The following is a 15,303-nucleotide window of genomic DNA, read 5'->3' on the forward strand; positions in this document are numbered from 1 at the left end:
AACCATTACTCGTTCCACTTAACACGACGTCTATGACGGCGAAAAGTTCAGCCGTATCTCGCGACTCACAGGATGCCCGATTTGACCTGGAGCGCACTCAAGGGTGTGGTATGGGCACATGACACTGAACGGAAAAGTCGCACTGGTCACGGGGGCGTCGTCGGGGATCGGCGAGGCGACTGCGGAAGCGCTCGCCGAGCAGGGCGCATCGGTGGTCATCGGAGCACGCCGGACGGACCGGCTCAAGGCGTTGGAGGAGCGTCTCACCGCGAAAGGCACGAAGGTGCTCAGCGTCGTGCTCGACGTGACGGATCAGGACGCGTGCAAAGCAGCGGTCCAGGCCGCGGTCGACCAGTTCGGTCAGCTGGACATCCTGGTGAACAACGCGGGTGTGATGCTATTGGGCACCATCGTCGGCGCGGACACGACCGACTGGACACGGATGATCAACACCAACGTCCTCGGCCTGATGTTCATGACCGACGCGGCACTACCACATCTGTTGGCCAGCAAGGGATCCGTCATCCAGATCTCGTCGGTCGCCGGACGCACCGCACGCGCGGGCGGCGGCGTGTACAACGCCTCGAAGTGGGCCGTCGGTGCCTTCAGCGAGTCGTTGCGCCAAGAGGTCACCGCGCGTGGCGTGCGAGTGGTGCTGATCGAGCCCGGCATGGTCGCGACAGAACTGCGTGACCACATCACCGACCAGGCCGCCAAGGCGACGATCATGGAACGGGCCAGCAAAGTCAGGCAGTTGCAGGCATCGGACATCGCCAACGCGGTCGTCTACGCCGTGACGCAGCCCGACTACGTTGCCGTCAACGAGATCCTGCTCCGCCCGACGGATCAGGTGCTCTGAATCGTCTTCACGCTCAACTGCTGTCCCGGCGGGTTACCGGCACACCCGGTGCCCGCCAACGGGACGAACATCGACGCGGTCTCCTGCGGCGGATACACCCGCAGCCCCCGAACCTCGGTCGGTTTGCACGCCGCCGGGTCGAAGTTGCCGACCTGCGCGAACCCGACCGGAGCGACCGCGCTCTGGCCAGATCCGAGCTTGATCGCCGTGCCCTTGCTGCCGACCCGTACCGCGGGCTCGCCAACCTGCTGGCCGTTGTCACCGGTCACATAGGACACTCCGGGGAAGCCCTGGATCGTGCACGGCGCCGAACTCACGTTGGTGAAAACCAGATTGCGGTAGACCGTGCCCGCGGCGGCGTCCCCGTCGCGGATGCTGAGCTTCAGGATGGACGACCGGCACAATCCGTTGTCCGGCTTGGGCTGTGGCGTGTCGGATGACGCCGGTGGTGGCGTCTCCGAGGTGGTCGTCGGTGTGGTGGTGGTGGTGGTCGTGGTCGGCTGGCTTGAGCCGATCGTCGGAATCTGTGGGTTGGCCACGGGCGCGGGCTGGCCGGTACACGCGGTCAGTACGAAAAGGCTGCTCGCGGCCAGGATGCCGATCTTCGAGACGTTCATGGCGGTTCGCCTCCAGCGTGTCATCTCCTGGATGCCCACTGTGAGGACGTACCGAAACCTAGGTTGGTTGCGTCAGAGTTTCACCAATATGGCGTGCGAAACACAGCGCACGAGATCCTTGGGCGGCCCGAAGCCCGGGCCGATCCGAGGTTGGGGTACTCAGCGCCTGGTCTCGTACCTGGTCAGGACCACGCCGCCAGGGAACGTCCTGGTCTCCACCAGGGTCAGGTTCACCCAGTTGTCCAGGGCCGTGAAGAACGGCGTGCCGCCGCCCACCAAGACCGGTGCGGTGACCAGCACGTACTCGTCGATCAGCCCGGCCCGCATGGCCTGTGCGGCGAGTGTGGCGCCGACGATGTCCATGGGGCCGCCGTCCTCGGCCTTGAGCTTGGTGATCTCGGTGACCGCGTCGCCGGTGACCAGGCGGGTGTTCCAGTCGACCGTGCTGGTCGTCGAGGAGAACACCACCTTCGGCATGTCCCGCCAGCGGCGGGCGAACTCGATCTGCGCCGGTGTGGCACCAGGCTGCTGGTCGGCGGTCGGCCAGTGGGAGCTCATCGCCTGCCACAGTTTGCGCCCGTACAGCGCCAGGCCCGTCGCCGCCACCCGGTCGGACCACCACTGGAACAGCTCGTCGCTCGGGACACCCCAGCCGAGGTCGTCGCCGGGCGCGGCGATGTAGCCGTCCAGGCTCAGGTTCATGCCGAAGGTCAGTTTCCGCATGGCGTCAGCCTCCCGTGAGTCGGTACTCGGCGTACAGACCAGCACGGCACGGAAAAATCATCGGTGCTCTCGCCGGAGCCATTCCCGCCACTCGACGGGTGTATTCATTGGGTCGCGTACAGCAGTTCACGTCCCGTTCGTCGAGGCAACGGAGGCTCCTGAACCATGACTGACCTCTCCCGCCGCCGTCTGTTAGCCCTGTCCGGTGGTGTCGCCGCAGGCTCCTTGTTACCGCCGTCCGTGCACGCCGCGTTGGCCGAGCCCGCGAAACCGGGTGGACTGCACGCGATTGAGCACGTGGTGATCCTGATGCAGGAGAACCGGTCCTTTGACAACTACTTCGGCACCCTGCGTGGAGTTCGCGGCTTCAGCGACCCGGCGGCGTTGCCGGGGATCTTCGAGCAGTCCGGGGTGATGCCGTTCTCCGCACGTGCAGCCGCCGAGCGGGCGAACCGGCCGGGTAGCGACATCCACTACTTGGGTTCGCTCGACCACAGCTGGGACGGCGGCCAGGCCGCGTGGGCGAACGGCTGGAACAACGGCTGGGTGCCGGCCAAGTCGAAGTCCACAATGGCCTACTACGACCGCGAGGACATCCCCTTACAGTACGAACTGGCCGAGACGTTCACCTTGTGCGACGCCTACCACTGCTCGGTTTTCGGGCCTACCAACCCGAACCGGCTGTACATGTGGACCGGCAACGTCGGCTACGAGCCCGGCACGCAGCGCCGCGTGGTGGACAACGATGCCTACGACGAGGACACCCACCCCGGCTACACGTGGAAGACGTACGCCGAGCGCCTCGAATCCCGTGGTATATCGTGGAAAACATACCAGGAGTGGGACAACTACCAGGACAACGCGCTCGAATTCTTCGTCCGCTTCAAGGAAATCGCCCGCAAGGCACTGCGGAAACTCGGCCTGCGTAGCATGGATCGCTTCTATGCCAACCTTTTCAAGGCCTCAGAAGCGGACCGTTCGGAAATGCTCAAGCAGCTCGCCGCCGGTGTGCAGACCCTCGACAAGGCCGAGCGGTCCCTCTACGACCGTGCCTTGGCACGCGTCCGGCCTGGTGAGCTGGCCAAATCGTTCCGAGCGGACATCGAGGCCGGCAAGCTGCCCAAGGTCTCCTACCTGGTGCCCTCGGCCGCGGACTCCGAGCACCCGTCGGCGTCCTCGCCCGCGGCCAGCGCCAAGCTGACCTACGACGTGCTCGACGCGATCGCCTCGAACCCCAAGGTCTGGGCAAAGACCGCGCTGATCCTGACCTTCGACGAGTTCGACGGCTACTTCGACCACGTGCCGCCGCCGGTCCCGCCCGCCGCGCGGACCGAGGAGTTCTATGACGGCAAGCCGATCGGCTTCGGCTTCCGCGTGCCCACAACGATCGTGTCGCCGTGGACCGTCGGCGGTTACGTCTGCTCGGAAACCTTCGACCACACCTCGGTCGTGCAGTTCCTTGAGCGGTGGACAGGCGTGCAGGAGCCGAACATCAGCGCATGGCGCCGGACCGTCGCAGGCGACCTGACCTCGGCTTTCGACTTCCGTCACGGCGGCCGCAGGCCTCAGCTCGAAACACCACGGCCGGTCCCCGCTCCGGTGCCGCGCTGGAAGCCGACGCCACCGGCCGAGCAGGAGATTCCCCAGCAGGAGCCCGGAAAGCGTCCGTCACGGCCACTGCCCTATCGCCCGGAAGCCTGGGCACGGCTGGAAGGCAAGACACTCCTGGTGACCCTGCGCAACTTCGGCACGCGCAGCGCGCACTTCGCGATCTACCCGTTCAACAAGGAGTTCGCGGCGCCGAAGCACGTGGACGTGCTCGGCCTGCAGATCGTCCGGATTCCGTTGCCCAGCAAGGACTATCACCTCGAGGTGCACGGCCCAGGCGGGTTCAAGCGGACGTTCAGCTCAGGAGTGCGGTAGCTCCAAGCCGGTCCATTCCAGGCAGTTCCAGCCGTCGCCGTTGGCTTCGAGCAGGACGTGACCGGTGTTCGGCAGCACGCCGACGTTGGCGAGCTGACCGGTCACGTTCTCGGCCAGCCATTCCGCGCCGAGCCGGATCGTGCCGCCGTGGCTGACCAGGACGACCGTGCCGTCGGCATGCTTGTCCTGGATCAGCCGGACCGCTTCGAGGAAGCGGGTGCGGATCTCCGCGCCGCTCTCGCCACCGGGCATCCTGGCGTCGAGGTCGTCGTTGGTCCAGCGCTGATAGACCTCGAAGAACTCCTTGATCGCGCCTTCGTCGGTGCGGCCTTCCAGGTCACCGACGAACACCTCGTGCACGCCTTCGATGACCTGGACCTCAAGACCGTGCGTTGCCGCGATCGGCGCGGCGGTCTCCTGAGCACGGGTGGCCAGGCTCGCGTAGACCGCGACAGGCGCGTCGGACAAGCGCGCGGCGAAGTCCGCGGCTTGCTGGTGGCCTTCCTCGGTCAACGGTGCACCGGGGAGGCTGGTGTCGAGAGCGCGCTGCAGATTGGACGCGGTCTGGCCGTGACGGACGAGCAACAACCGCATCAGAGGCCCTCCCGAACCTTGGCCAGCCACTGCGCGGCGGCCTCATAGTCGGAGTCGGTGGCGCGTGGTGGCGCCTCTGACGGTGATTCATCGGCTTTCGGATACGACCCCAGGAAGCGGACCTGACGGCTGTTGCGGTGCAGCGCGGCCAGCGCGTCGCCGACGCGCTTTTCCGCGACGTGCCCGTCGAGGTCCAGGTAGAAGCGGTATTCGCCGAACTGCCCGCGCAGCGGGCGGGACTCGATCCTGGTCAGGTTGATCCCGCGCAGCGCCAGCTCGGACAGCGTATTGGCCAACGACCCCGGCTCGTCGTGCGCGATGATCACGGCCAGCGACGTGCGGTCACGACCCGTCGGCTCCGGCAAGTTGCCCGGCCTGCGCAGCAGCAGGAACCGGGTGACCGCGGTGTCGACGTCGGCGATGCCGGTCGCGAGCTCCTGCAGCGGGTAGTGCATGACGGCAACAGGCGCAGACACGGCAGCGTCGAACTCGCCTTCGTTGACACGCACCGCCGCGGACGCCGTCGACGTGGTCGCGACAGGCACCGCGTTAGGCAAGTTGTCGGCAACCCAGTAACGAACCTGGGCGAGCGCGTGCGGATGCGAGGCGACGGTCTTGACGTCTTCTGGCTTCACACCGGGACGCGTCAGGATCGAGAACCGTACGGACAGGATGGCTTCGCCAACCGCGTACAGCGGCTCGTCTTCGGCCAAGGAGTCCATGGTCGCGGTCACGGCGCCCTCGACCGAGTTCTCCACCGGCACACACCCGGCGTCGACGTCGCCCGCGCGCACCGCGGCGAGCACCAACGGGACCGTCTCCACAGCTACGAACTCGGCGTCCCCGAACGTACGGGCCGCTTGTTCGGTGAAGGTCCCCCGCGGGCCGAAGTAGGCGATACGTGACACGGCTCAACCATAGGGCACTTGATGGCGGTTCCCGTGCCGTCCCGGGCCTGACATGCTGTTGGTCGTGACCGCCGAGTCCGACGCAAGCACCAAGCACCTGTCAGGTCTGCATTCGCCGGAATTGGTGTTGTGCGCGGTTGACGAGCCTCTCGCGCACACGTGGCAGGAGGCGGCGCGCCAGCGCCACGGCATACGCGTGCACCACGGTTCCGTACTCGACGTGCCCGTGCAGGCTGTCGTGAGCCCAGCGAACTCGTTCGGCTGGATGCGTGGCGGGATCGACGCGGTCTACGCGGACGCGTTCCCCAATATCGAACAGACAGTGCGCAGCGCTGTGCTGGCGTACCACGGTGGCGAACTGCCTGTGGGTGAGGCGTTGATCGTCTCGACGGGCGCGCCCATGCCCGCGTGGCTGATCAGCGCGCCAACCATGCGTGAGCCTGGTGAGTTACTGCCCGAGGACACGGTCCATCCATACCTCGCCGCGCGAGGCGCGTTCCGGTTATGGCGGGACGGTTTCCTCGACGAAGGTGTGCTTATCCGCGACGTCATTCGCACCGTCGCGCTGCCGGGGCTGGGGACCGGCACGGGCGGCGTCTCACCGGAGACATGCGCGCGTCAGGTGCTGGCGGCGTGGGATGAAGTCTTTTCACAGCAGTAGTTCGAATTCGAGTTCGTCCCTGATCGGGATGCCGTGGTTGCCCGTCAACGGGATCTCCGGCTTGATCGCCCGCGCGGCCTCGATCGCCCCGGCACGCAACTCGTGCATATGGAATCCACGTCGTTGGTAGAAGCGAATCGCGTCGGTGTTGTCGTTGGTCGTCATCAGGATGATCCGCTCGCAACCCAGCTCTTTGACGATCGGTTTCATCGCCTCGAGCATCGCGGTCCCAATCCCGCCCTCGGCCACATAGGCGTTGAGGGTGACCAGCTCAGCGGTCCTGCCTTCGACGCGGTATGTGAGCAAACCGACGATCTCGCCGTCCTGTGAGGCGACTAACCCCGGCAGCGCCGAAGCGTCGACGACCCGGCCGTGTCCAATCACAACCTTTGGCGCACCCCAGCTTTCGGTCAGCAGTTGCACGATCCTTGGCTGGTCAGCGGCTGCCAGTGGCCTGAGCGTGTACTTCGTCACAGCGCGAGCTTGCCAGTGAGCACCTACCGTTAACTACGAGTTTTCCCTGCTTCGGCGAGGAGTGGCGCGATGGCGCGCGTTCGTGACCTGACCCCGTATGTGGAGTTGCATCGGGAGCAGTGGCGAGAGCTACGCAAATCAACGCCGCTGCCACTGTCGGCAGGGGACCTGACCCGGCTGCGCGGTCTGAACGATCCGGTGGACCTCAGCGAGGTCGCCGAGGTCTACCTGCCGTTGTCCCGGCTGATCAACCTGCAGGTCCAGGCCCGCCAGCGGCTGTCCGACGCGACCGCGACCTTCCTCGGCGAATCCGAGAAGGTGCCGTTCATCATCGGCGTCGCGGGCAGTGTCGCGGTCGGCAAATCGACCACAGCCCGTGTGCTGCGAGCGCTGCTGGCACGTTGGCCGGACCACCCGAAGGTCGAACTCATCACCACAGACGGGTTTCTGTGGCCGCGTGCTGAGCTGCTCCGGCGCGGCATCATGCACCGCAAGGGTTTCCCGGAGAGCTACGACCGCAGAGCGCTGCTGCGGTTCGTCTCGGAGATCAAATCGGGCGCTCCCGAAGCTCGCGCGCCGGTCTACTCACACCTGCTCTACGACATCGTGCCTGGTGAGGAGCAGGTAGTCCGGCGGCCCGACATCCTCATCGTCGAAGGCCTGAACGTGCTGCAGCCGGGGCCACGGCTGACCGTGGCGGACCTGTTCGACTTCTCGATCTTCGTCGACGCGCACACCGAGGACGTGGCGCGCTGGTACGTCGAGCGGTTCCTGACCCTGCGGCACACCGCGTTCGCCAACCCGGAGTCGCACTTCCACCACTACGCCTCGCTGAGCGACGACGAGGCGCGGCGCGAGGCGATGCAGCTGTGGAACGGGATCAACGAGCCGAACCTGACCCAGAACATCCTGCCGACGCGCCCGCGCGCGACCTTGGTGCTGCGAAAAGGACCGGATCACAACGTATGCCGGGTTCGGCTCCGTAAGCTCTAGGTATGACCGTCCGGTTGCTGCTCGTCGACGACCACGAAGTCGTCCGGCGAGGGCTGCGCGACCTGCTCAACGGTGAAAAGGACATCGAGGTCGTCGCCGAAGCGGGCACGGTCGGCGAAGCGCTCGTACGCGCCACCGCCAGCAAGCCTGACGTGGCGATCGTGGACGTGCGTCTGCCTGACGGCAACGGCGTCGAGTTGTGCCGGACGCTTCGCTCGTTGCCTGAGGGCCCGCGTTGTCTCGTGCTCACGGCGTTCGACGACGAAGAGGCCCTGGTTGGCGCGATCATGGCTGGCGCCTCGGGTTACTTGCTCAAGCAGGTCCGTGGGCATGACTTGGTGAACGCGGTGCATGAGGTCGCTGCGGGACGGTCGTTGCTCGATCCCGTCACGACCGCGCGTGTGCTCGACCGTATGCGCCGGGCCGCGGATTCGGACGAGCTGAACACGTTGACCGACCGTGAACGCAAGGTCCTTGAGCTGATCGGCGAAGGCCTGACCAACCGGCAGATCGCCGAGCGGCTGTTCCTGGCCGAGAAGACGGTCAAGAACTACGTGACCTCGGTACTGGCCAAGCTCGGCATGGAACGCCGCACGCAGGCAGCGGCCTGGGTCGCCCGCCGGTCAACGGGCCACTAGCGGCACCTTCCATGTCACGGTCGTGCCCGTTCGTGCGCTCGACCTCAGGTCACATTCGCCGCCAGCTTGCTCGGCACGTTCCCGCAGGTGGTTGAGGCCGCGCTGGGTCACGCCCGGCGGGATGCCGCAGCCGTTGTCGATCACGTGCAGCTCCAGGTCGTACGGAGTGACCTTGAGCTGGACCCGGACACTGCTCGCACCGGAGTGCCGTACGACATTGGAGAGCGCTTCCCGCAACGCGGCTCTGGTGTGGTCAGCCACCTCGCCCGGGACGGATTTGAGCTCGCCGATGATGTCCAGCCTTGGCGTGAACCCGAGCAGCTCACCGGCGGTCGCGACCTCGGAGCGGACCGACTCGGCGAGGTCCATCGGCTCGGTCGGGTCGGGGTTGAGCAGGGCTCGGACCGTGCCGCGGATCTCCGCGATGGTCGCGTCCAGCTGGTCGACGGCATCGGCTAGCCGCGCCGCATCCGCCTTGGCCAACCGCTTGGTCGGCCTGCGCACGAGCAGGTCCAGCTGCATCCCAGCGCCGTAAAGCCGCTGCACGATCACGTCGTGCAGGTTGCGCGCGATCTTCTCGCGCTCCTCGAGAACCGCCACTCGCTGCCGAGCGTTCGATCCCTCAGCGAGCACAAGTACTAGGCCCGCTTGGGCCGCGAACGCCGTCAGGACTTCGACCGTCGGGGGCGTAAACGGTTGCGCGCCCTTCTTGCGGTAGACCGTCAGCGCGCCGAGCCTGCGTTCCCTCGTGCCGAAGGGCGCGGCCGCGAACGGCCCGAACCCCCACAGCTCCTTGGGTACGAAGGGTGAAGTCCGCGGGTCCGTGGTCACGTCGTCGACCACCATCGGGATGCCGCTGCGCGCGACCCTCGCCGCCGATGACCGCGTGGACAGCACCAGGCCAACCGGGTCTTCGACGATGGAGTTGCCGTGCGCGGCCTCGACCGTGAGCCGCCCGTCCTCCCCGCGCGCCATCACCAGCCCAAGGTCCGCCTCGGCCAGCTCGGCCGCGACCTCGACGACCATGGCAAGCACCGCCTCGGGCTCCTCGCCGGACAGAACAGCCGTGGCGATCTCGGTGGACGCGGTCAGGGCCCGCGCGGCCAATGTCGGATCCATAATCGTCAACAAGGCTATGCCACCCGGCCTGCGTCGACCCGGATCACCATGTCCGCTTCGGCCGCCTCTTCGGGCCGATGGGTGACGTGCACGAACGTGCGGCCTTTCAGCTTTTCGGCCAGGCCACTGAGCACGGTTTTCGCCGTGGGCACGTCAAGGTGGGCCGTCGGCTCGTCGAGGATGACCAAGTCCGCTTGCGGCGCGGCGAGCAGGGCTCGGGCGAGGGCCAGGCGGTCCGCTTCGCCGCCCGAGACCATGCCCACCAGGCTGTCCAGGCGGCCTGCCCAGTGTCCGAGGCCCGCGTCTTTCATGGCTTGTTCGAGCAGTTCGTCGCTGGCTTCGGGGGCCGCTACGCGGAGGTTCTCGCGGATGGTTGTGGAGACGAGCTGTGGCTCTTGGGGGCACCAGGCCACGTTGCTCGGCACCTGGGCCGTGCCTTTTTCGGCTTGGAGGAAGCCGAGCATGACGGCGAGCAGGGTCGACTTGCCCGCGCCCGAGGGGCCGACGACAGCCACGTGACTGCCCGCCGGGATCGTGAGCGTGACGTCTTTGAGGCTGGGTTCGGCAGCCCCAGGCCACCGGACATCGACACCATCGAGGGAAACAGCCGCGGCGTCCCGGTCGAGGGAAACAGCCCCGGGTTCCCGCGCGAAAGGACCATTGCCTCGAACAAGTTGTCCACAGGCCGCCGAAACCCCTTCCCCCGGCCCCCCACCCGGATAGACTGGCCTCGGGGTCGTCCCCCCGGGAGTGGTGGGGGATACCTGTTTGTCGGTGGGGGATGTCTGGATGCGGGTGTAGGCGGCTCTGAGGGCGTCTCTGTTCTGGAGTGCCGGTGGGAGCAGGGCTAGTACTTCGGCCAATGCCAGTGGGAGCAAGGCCAGTACCGGGTTTCCTGTGGTGGCGCCGAACGCTGCTGCCAAGCCGGTTCCCAGTGTGATCAATGCGAGCGCCGCGCCTGCGCCGAACGCTTGCCGCCGGGCTCGCCGGACCAACTCTGCGTCGATTCGGGCCAGGTCGGCGCGCTTTTGGTGCTGTGCACCGAAAACGATGAGTTCTGGCGCTGCCTCCAGCAAGCCCAGGACGCCGGACGCGACACTGCGGCGGCCTTCGGCGAGCGCGGTCGTGGCGCGGCGTTCCAAGAAAAGCGCGAGCAACGGCGCGACGACACCGCCGAGAACCACCGCGCCTGCAAGGACAAGGCCTGCGACGGGAGACAGAAAGGCTTGAACCCCAACGGCCACAGTGCACACGACCGCGGCGATGATCGGCGGCACCAACACCCGCGGCGTCAGGTCGCGGACGGTGTCCACGTCGTCCACGAGTCGTTGCAAACCTTCGCCGCGCGCCAAACCGGCGGTGCGTGCGGGGCCGAGCGAGACCAACCGTTGCCATAGCGACACGCGCATCTCCGCCGCGCGACGGAAGGCGGCATCGTGAGTCACGAGGCGTTCGAGGTAACGCAACCCAGCACGCGCCAATCCGAAAGTCCGTACGCCCACGATCGCAACGGTCAGTGTGAGGATTGGCGGTTGTTCAGCGGCGCGTGCGATCAGCCAGGCTGACACCGCAGTCAAGGCAACCCCGCTGGCCAAAGCCAGAGCGCCGATCAACGCGCCAAGCAGTTCTCGCCGGGTGATCCGTACGCGCCCGACTCGGCTGGTTGTCCCTGACTCCGAAACCTGGACGCCCGCGACCGGCACAGCCTCGTCAGTCAGCTTGACCTCGCGGTGGGTCGCCAGCAGCACAGCGACACCATCATTAGCGGCGTCGTACACGGCACGCATCACCTGGCTGGCGGTCGCGGCATCGAGGTGCGCGGTTGGCTCGTCCAAGAGCAGCACCCGGGCGCCTCGCTTGACGCGCAACAAAGCCCGGGCGACGGCGACGCGTTGACGCTCCCCTGTGGACAGTTCGATGATCTTGCGGTCCAGCAGGTGCGAAGCAGCCACGGCAGCGGCGACGGCGCGCATTTCGTTCACAGTGGGCGGGACATTGCGATCGCTCACCGCGAGCCGAAGTTCCTCAAGCACCGTGACACCCGCGAAAGCTGGACGCTGCGGAACCCAGGCAACAATTCTGCGCCACGACGACAGGTCAGCAGCGCCGACCTCGATAGAACCGGAATACGCCGGAACAAAACCGAGCAGTGCGGCGATGGTCGTAGACTTTCCGCCGCCACTGGGCTGCGAAAGCCGGACGATCTCGCCCGGGCGCAACGTGAACGACAGTCCGTCCGGCGCGAACCCGTCCCGCCGAACCACCCGCAAATCCGACACGGACGCCAGCGGCCCAGAAGAGAACTGCAATGAAGAGGGCTCGGCACCGGAAAGCGCCTGTACCCGGCGAATAGCTTCGATGCCGTCCTCGCTGGCGTGGTGCGCGGCACCGGCCGCACGCAGCGGGAAGTAGCACTCCGGCGCCAGGATCAGCACGAACAGCCCGACGAGCAACGTCATGTCGCCGGAAACCAGCCGGACTCCGATGATCACCGCGACCACCGCGACCGACAAAGTCGCGATCAGCTCAAGGGCCAACGAAGAAGCGAACGCGGTCCGCAAAGTCGCCAGGGTGGCCTGGCGATGCTGTTCGGAAACCCGTCGCACAGCTTCAGCCTGAGTCGAGGCCCGGCGGAATGCCGTCAGCACAGGCAAAGCCCGGATCATTTCAAGCAAATGCGCCGACAACCGAGCCGTGGCGTCCGCCGATTCGGCCACCTTCACGGCTGTGTGCTTGCCAATCAGAATCGCGAACACCGGCACCAACGGAACCGTCACCGCGATCACGACAGCCGCTGGCCAGTCGATGAACAGAATCGCCGCGCCGACCGAAACCGGCACAACGGCCGCAGTCACCAAGGCAGGCAAGTACACCGTGAAATAAGCGTCGAGCGCGTCCAAACCCTTGGTCACCAGGACGGTCAAAGACGCCGCGCCCTGGCCGGAAATCCACTCCGGACCGCGCGCCAAAGACCCATCCAGGACCTGCGCCCGCAATTCCTCCTTCGCCCCAGCGGCCGCACGGGCGGCGACGACCTGCGTCGCCCAGTTCAACAAAGCCCGCGCGACAACAGAGCCAAGAAGCACCGCGAGCAAACCATGCCCAGTCACTACAGAAGCAAGCGACCAGGCCTGAGCGATCAAAGCCAATGCCGACAGGAAAGCGAGGACAAAACACAGGGCCAAAGCTCGGCGCGCTGATGCTGGCAACGCGCCGAGCGGGCCCCTCCCCAACCGGTCCTGGGCGGGATTACGCCGGCTGGGAGAGCTCATGGCACACGCACCGGCGGGATGTGCCCGGTACCTATGCGCTTACGGAACACCCAATACGTCCAGCCCTGGTAAACCAGTACCGCTGGCGCGCCGAATCCGGCGATCCAGGTCATCACCTGCAGGGTGTACGGGCTTGATGCCGTTTCCTCGATCGTCAACGAGAATGCTGGGTCCACAGTGGACGGGATGACGTTCGGATACAACGCTCCGAACAACGCGACCACAGCACCAACGATCACCAAAGCCATCAGTGAGAACGCGCGCCCTTCCCGCCCGGCGGACAGGAACACCAGCGCAAGAATCGCAGCCATTACCACGATTCCAACCACCAGCCAGGTCCACGAGGAACCGGTGCGCATTTGCACAAGCAGGAGCAGGCCGAGCAGCGGCAACAGGGCCACTGGGCCGATACGCAGGGCGAGGCGGCGCGCTCGCGATCGTATATCCCCATCGGTTTTCAACGCTACGAACACAGCACCATGCACGAGCGAGAAACCTACGATCGCGAGCGCGCCGAGCAGGGTTTCCCATTGGAAGGCCGCGAACGCGGACCCCACCCGGTTTCCGGCCGCGTCAATGGGCAACCCAAGCACGTTCCACGACAGCAACAGGCCGACACCGAGCGCGGGCAGCCAGGACCCGACGACGATCACCCGGTCGAAGTTTCGTCGCCAACGCACCGAATCCACTTTGCCGCGGTACTCGAAGGCCACACCCCGTCCGATCAAACCAACGAGTACCGCGAGCAAAGGCAGGTACGCCGAACTCAGCAAAGTCGCGTACCAGCCCGGGAATGCCGCGAAGGTCGACGCCACCGCGACAATCAGCCATACCTCGTTTCCGTCCCACACCGGGCCGATGGTGTTCACCATCACGCGCCGTTCGGTTTCGTCACGCGACAACACCGGCAGCAGCATTCCGACACCGAAGTCGAAGCCTTCGAGGAACAGATAGCCGAGCCAGAAGAAGGCGATGATCAGAAACCAGACGAGAGCCAGGTCCATTGCAGACTCCTAGTACGCGAACGCGAGTTCGTCGGACTTCTTCTCAGTGGGTTTGTCTGGCGGCATCACCCCGGCGATTCCGGCGCGCGCGTATCGGCGCAGCAGGAACACCTCAAGCACGGCCAGTCCCGCGTAAACCACAGTCAACACGATCAATGACGTCAGCACTTCTCCGACGGTCAGCCCGGAAACACCGCGCGCGGTGAACATCCAGACTCCGTCCACCCCGGTCGGATTCGGTACGACCACGAACGGCTGACGGCCCATTTCCGTGAAGATCCAGCCGAAACTGTTGGCGATGAACGGCGTCGCGATTCCCGCCAATGCCGCCCGCCGGAACCACGGTGTCGCAGGCATCCGCCCACCACGCGTCAGCCACAATGCCGCGGCAGCCGCGAAAGCAGCCAGCGCGCCGAAGCCGATCATGAAGCGGAATCCCCAGTACGTGACCGGCAGGTTCGGCACGTAGTCGATCGGCTTACCCGACAGTTCACTCAACTGGGGATCCACCGGGTAGAACTCGCCGTACTTCGCCTTGTACTCCTTCGCCAGGTCCTCGATGCCCTTGACCTCGCTGGTGAAGTCGTTGTGCGCCAAGAAGGACAGCAACGCGGGCACGGTGATCGACTTGACGTTCTCACAGTCCGGCCGGGCCACGTCGCCGTACGCGAAGATCGAGAAACTGGCGGGCTGTTCGGTGTGGCACAACGCTTCCGCGGCGGCCATCTTCATTGGCTGCTGCTGGAACATCAGCTTGCCCTGGATGTCGCCGGTCACCGCGAGCGCGGCGAACGCGACCAGCCCGACAACACCGCCGAGCTTCAGCGAAGCCCGCCACACCGCGCGTTCTTCCTTGCGCCGGGTCAGGTGCCAGATCGCGACACCGACGAGGAAGGCACCCGCCACCGCGAAACATCCAGCGATCGTGTGCGGGATCGCGGCCAGTGCGGTGTTGTTGGTCAGCAGCGCCCAGATCGACGTCAACCGCGGCCGCCCGTCGACCAGTTCAACCCCGACCGGGTGCTGCATCCACGAGTTGGCGGCGAGGATGAAGTATGCCGACGCGATCGTGGCAAGCGAGAACGCCCAGGCGCACGCCAGATGGACCTTTTTGGACAGCTTGTCCCAGCCGAAGATCCACAGGCCGAGGAACGTGGACTCGACGAAGAACGCGAGCAGCCCCTCCATCGCCAGCGGCGCGCCGAACGCGTCGCCGACGAACCGCGAGTACGCGCTCCAGGTCATGCCGAACTGGAACTCCTGCACGATCCCGGTGACCACCCCCATGGCGAAGTTGACCAGCATCAACTTGCCCCAGAACTTGGTCATCTTCAGGTACTTCACGTCACCGGTACGCACCCACGCCGTCTGCATCCCGGCGACGAGGACCGCGAGTCCGATCGTCAGCGGGACCATCAAGAAGTGGTACACGGTGGTGATGCCGAACTGCCACCGAGCCAGGTCCAGAACGTCCACACCATGATCTTGCTTGCGGTGAAGATTTTTCGCTGGGTTCGG

General features: G+C 66.0%; 14 protein-coding genes. 5 read left to right on the forward strand and 9 right to left on the reverse strand.

The features are described from left to right. The first annotated feature begins 118 nt into the window (after positions 1-118). A complete protein-coding gene (locus LWC34_RS19090; RefSeq protein WP_233726536.1) occupies positions 119-859 on the forward strand; it encodes an SDR family NAD(P)-dependent oxidoreductase in 741 nt (246 codons plus the stop codon). On the opposite strand, the gene LWC34_RS19095 is transcribed toward LWC34_RS19090, so the two are convergent. Together LWC34_RS19095 and LWC34_RS19100 are read right to left on the reverse strand one after the other, a co-directional pair. Then, positions 847-1,476, reverse strand: a complete 630-nt coding sequence (locus LWC34_RS19095; RefSeq protein ID WP_233726537.1) for a DUF4232 domain-containing protein — start codon at positions 1,474-1,476, stop codon at positions 847-849. The genes LWC34_RS19090 and LWC34_RS19095 overlap by 13 nt on opposite strands. Positions 1,477-1,635: 159 nt before the next feature. Next, positions 1,636-2,199: a dihydrofolate reductase family protein gene (locus tag LWC34_RS19100; protein WP_233726538.1), complete on the reverse strand. Its 564-nt coding sequence runs from the start codon at positions 2,197-2,199 to the stop codon at positions 1,636-1,638. A 165-nt stretch (positions 2,200-2,364) separates the two neighbouring features. Here LWC34_RS19100 and LWC34_RS19105 point away from each other — a divergent pair, with 165 nt between their 5' ends. Next, complete coding sequence (locus LWC34_RS19105) at positions 2,365-4,122, forward strand: phosphocholine-specific phospholipase C (protein WP_233726539.1); 1,758 nt, start codon at positions 2,365-2,367, stop codon at positions 4,120-4,122. Here LWC34_RS19105 and LWC34_RS19110 read toward each other — a convergent pair. Both LWC34_RS19110 and pheA read right to left on the reverse strand, forming a co-directional pair. Then, positions 4,108-4,716: a histidine phosphatase family protein gene (locus LWC34_RS19110; RefSeq protein ID WP_233726540.1), complete on the reverse strand. Its 609-nt coding sequence runs from the start codon at positions 4,714-4,716 to the stop codon at positions 4,108-4,110. The two genes, LWC34_RS19105 and LWC34_RS19110, sit on opposite strands and share 15 nt — an antisense overlap. After that, positions 4,716-5,624 carry a prephenate dehydratase gene (gene pheA, locus LWC34_RS19115; protein ID WP_233726541.1) on the reverse strand — a complete coding sequence of 303 codons (909 nt, stop codon included), beginning with the start codon at positions 5,622-5,624 and terminating at the stop codon, positions 4,716-4,718. Before pheA ends, LWC34_RS19110 begins: the two co-directional genes overlap by 1 nt. A 52-nt stretch (positions 5,625-5,676) precedes the next feature. On the opposite strand from pheA, the gene LWC34_RS19120 reads away from it, so the two are divergent. Next, positions 5,677-6,285: a macro domain-containing protein gene (locus tag LWC34_RS19120; RefSeq protein WP_233726542.1), complete on the forward strand. Its 609-nt coding sequence runs from the start codon at positions 5,677-5,679 to the stop codon at positions 6,283-6,285. Here LWC34_RS19120 and LWC34_RS19125 read toward each other — a convergent pair. Next, positions 6,274-6,759: a GNAT family N-acetyltransferase gene (locus LWC34_RS19125; RefSeq protein WP_233726543.1), complete on the reverse strand. Its 486-nt coding sequence runs from the start codon at positions 6,757-6,759 to the stop codon at positions 6,274-6,276. The genes LWC34_RS19120 and LWC34_RS19125 overlap by 12 nt on opposite strands. A gap of 69 nt (positions 6,760-6,828) precedes the next feature. On the opposite strand from LWC34_RS19125, the gene coaA reads away from it, so the two are divergent. Both coaA and LWC34_RS19135 read left to right on the forward strand, forming a co-directional pair. Next, positions 6,829-7,752 carry a type I pantothenate kinase gene (gene coaA / locus LWC34_RS19130; RefSeq protein ID WP_233726544.1) on the forward strand — a complete coding sequence of 308 codons (924 nt, stop codon included), beginning with the start codon at positions 6,829-6,831 and terminating at the stop codon, positions 7,750-7,752. Between the two features lie 2 nt (positions 7,753-7,754). After that, positions 7,755-8,390: a response regulator gene (locus tag LWC34_RS19135; protein ID WP_233726545.1), complete on the forward strand. Its 636-nt coding sequence runs from the start codon at positions 7,755-7,757 to the stop codon at positions 8,388-8,390. Here the strand turns inward: LWC34_RS19135 and LWC34_RS19140 are convergent. The 4 genes from LWC34_RS19140 to LWC34_RS19155 are packed head-to-tail and all read right to left on the reverse strand — an operon-like array spanning position 8,376 to position 15,261. Next, the gene (locus LWC34_RS19140) at positions 8,376-9,509 is read right to left on the reverse strand and encodes a GAF domain-containing sensor histidine kinase (protein WP_233728751.1); all 1,134 of its coding nucleotides are present in this window, start codon (positions 9,507-9,509) and stop codon (positions 8,376-8,378) included. The genes LWC34_RS19135 and LWC34_RS19140 overlap by 15 nt on opposite strands. Positions 9,510-9,523: 14 nt before the next feature. After that, entirely contained in the window at positions 9,524-12,781 is a 3,258-nt protein-coding gene (cydD, locus tag LWC34_RS19145; RefSeq protein WP_233726546.1) for a thiol reductant ABC exporter subunit CydD, read from the reverse strand. After that, positions 12,778-13,785 carry a cytochrome d ubiquinol oxidase subunit II gene (cydB, locus tag LWC34_RS19150; protein ID WP_233726547.1) on the reverse strand — a complete coding sequence of 336 codons (1,008 nt, stop codon included), beginning with the start codon at positions 13,783-13,785 and terminating at the stop codon, positions 12,778-12,780. The genes cydD and cydB overlap by 4 nt, the downstream gene beginning before the upstream one ends. Before the next feature lie 9 nt (positions 13,786-13,794). Beyond that, positions 13,795-15,261, reverse strand: a complete 1,467-nt coding sequence (locus LWC34_RS19155) for a cytochrome ubiquinol oxidase subunit I (RefSeq protein WP_233726548.1) — start codon at positions 15,259-15,261, stop codon at positions 13,795-13,797. Positions 15,262-15,303: the final 42 nt, after the last annotated feature.

The sequence above is a fragment of the Kibdelosporangium philippinense genome (assembly GCF_021390435.2).
GTDB classification, from domain to species: domain Bacteria; phylum Actinomycetota; class Actinomycetes; order Mycobacteriales; family Pseudonocardiaceae; genus Kibdelosporangium; species Kibdelosporangium philippinense.

What these genes read in the sequence shown, in the direction of transcription:
- LWC34_RS19095 (WP_233726537.1), bottom strand. Translation starts at nt 1,476, where the DNA reads ATGAACGTCTCGAAGATCGGCATCCTGGCCGCGAGCAGCCTTTTCGTA.
- cydB (WP_233726547.1), bottom strand. Translation starts at nt 13,785, where the DNA reads ATGGACCTGGCTCTCGTCTGGTTTCTGATCATCGCCTTCTTCTGGCTC.
- LWC34_RS19100 (WP_233726538.1), bottom strand. Translation starts at nt 2,199, where the DNA reads ATGCGGAAACTGACCTTCGGCATGAACCTGAGCCTGGACGGCTACATC.
- LWC34_RS19110 (WP_233726540.1), bottom strand. Translation starts at nt 4,716, where the DNA reads ATGCGGTTGTTGCTCGTCCGTCACGGCCAGACCGCGTCCAATCTGCAG.
- LWC34_RS19090 (WP_233726536.1), top strand. Translation starts at nt 119, where the DNA reads ATGACACTGAACGGAAAAGTCGCACTGGTCACGGGGGCGTCGTCGGGG.
- cydD (WP_233726546.1), bottom strand. Translation starts at nt 12,781, where the DNA reads ATGAGCTCTCCCAGCCGGCGTAATCCCGCCCAGGACCGGTTGGGGAGG.
- LWC34_RS19105 (WP_233726539.1), top strand. Translation starts at nt 2,365, where the DNA reads ATGACTGACCTCTCCCGCCGCCGTCTGTTAGCCCTGTCCGGTGGTGTC.
- coaA (WP_233726544.1), top strand. Translation starts at nt 6,829, where the DNA reads ATGGCGCGCGTTCGTGACCTGACCCCGTATGTGGAGTTGCATCGGGAG.
- LWC34_RS19140 (WP_233728751.1), bottom strand. Translation starts at nt 9,509, where the DNA reads ATGGATCCGACATTGGCCGCGCGGGCCCTGACCGCGTCCACCGAGATC.
- LWC34_RS19135 (WP_233726545.1), top strand. Translation starts at nt 7,755, where the DNA reads ATGACCGTCCGGTTGCTGCTCGTCGACGACCACGAAGTCGTCCGGCGA.
- LWC34_RS19120 (WP_233726542.1), top strand. Translation starts at nt 5,677, where the DNA reads ATGCTGTTGGTCGTGACCGCCGAGTCCGACGCAAGCACCAAGCACCTG.